Here is a 1,262-nt window from a genome sequence, read left to right as displayed (position 1 = left end):
GCCTAACGCCCCTTCCAGTTGGGCTTGCGCTTTTCGGCGAAGGCCTTCGGTCCTTCGACGGTGTCCTCGCTGCGCGTCATGGCGACGAAGGCCGGGTAGTGCAGATTGTGTGTCGCCACCTCGAGGGCCGGGACATCGAGCGAGCGCATGACCACCTGCTTGGTGGCGCGCACCGACATCGGCGAGCAGGCGAGGATCTCGTCGGCCCAGCGCCGCGCCTCCTTCATGAGATCGGCCTGGGGCACCACGGCGGTGACGAAGCCCAGCTCGTAGCCTTCCTTGGCCGGCACGTGGCGGCCCGTGAGCATCATGCCCATCGCCTTCTTGAGCGGGATCATGCGCGAGAGACGCTGCATGCCGCCGGCGCCCGCCGCCAGCCCGACCCGGGGCTCGGGCAGCGCGAAGCGGGCATTGTCGGAGGCGATGATGATGTCGCAGGCGAGCGCGATCTCGAAGCCGCCGCCCATGGCCACGCCGTTGACCGCTGCGATGACCGGCTTGTCGAGGTCATAGCGGTTGGTCAGCCCGCCGAAGCCTTTTGCCGGATGGACCGGGCGCTTGCCCGTCTTTGCCTGCAGCTCGGCGTGATATTTCAGGTCGTTGCCGGCGCAGAATGCCTCGCTGCCGGCACCGGTGATGATGGCGACCCAGAGGTCGGGATTGGTGTGGAACTCGTCGAAGGCGGCAACCAGCTCCTCGTTGGCCATGGGATGGCACGCGTTGCGGACCTCCGGGCGATTGATGGTGACGATCATCAGGCGACCGTCGATCTCGACCTTGCTGTACTGGCCCATGCGCATCCCCTAGTGGTTTTGTGAACGACGATTTAGCCGAATTGGGTGGCCGACAAAACGGGGCTCAGCGACGTGGCCAGCACCTGCGAAACGGCGTCTGGCAGCGTGTCATGATAGGGTCGAGGCCACTACATGTTGTGGGCTGCTGTCGCAACAATTCTGCTCTGAAGTTCACACAGAATGCGCACTGTTGCCGATGGGCCACACGACTTCACCGAGTTGCCATGTGTCGGCCCGATTTGTTGAAGTGCACAAAGGGTGGTGTGTATATAGCCCTCAGTGTTGGCGAAGCTCAAACGCCGCCCGCGCTCGTGAGTTCAGTTATTCGAGGGGATATACCCATGAAGAAGGCTTTGGTGGCTGCCGCCGCATTGATGGTTCTGCCGGTCGCGGCCCAGGCACAGTCTCCGGCGCCGGGCGTCTATATCGGTGCGGAAGGCGGCGTAAACTGGCTGCTGAACTTCACGG

Annotated in this window: 1 protein-coding gene; it reads right to left on the bottom strand. The window is 63.7% G+C overall.

Annotated elements, in window-relative coordinates:
- Nucleotides 1-2 precede the first annotated feature (2 nt).
- On the bottom strand, nucleotides 3-794 hold the full coding sequence (locus AB7O82_RS29920) for an enoyl-CoA hydratase-related protein (RefSeq protein ID WP_428549300.1): 792 nt from the start codon (nucleotides 792-794) through the stop codon (nucleotides 3-5).
- Between the last annotated feature and the right edge of the window lie 468 nt (nucleotides 795-1,262).

Origin of the sequence: Reyranella sp., from assembly GCF_050185545.1 — a bacterium.
Classification (GTDB): Bacteria; Pseudomonadota; Alphaproteobacteria; order Reyranellales; family Reyranellaceae; genus Reyranella.
The sequence above is the reverse complement of the archived record's forward strand: the minus strand, read 5'-3'. Positions and strand labels throughout refer to the sequence as shown.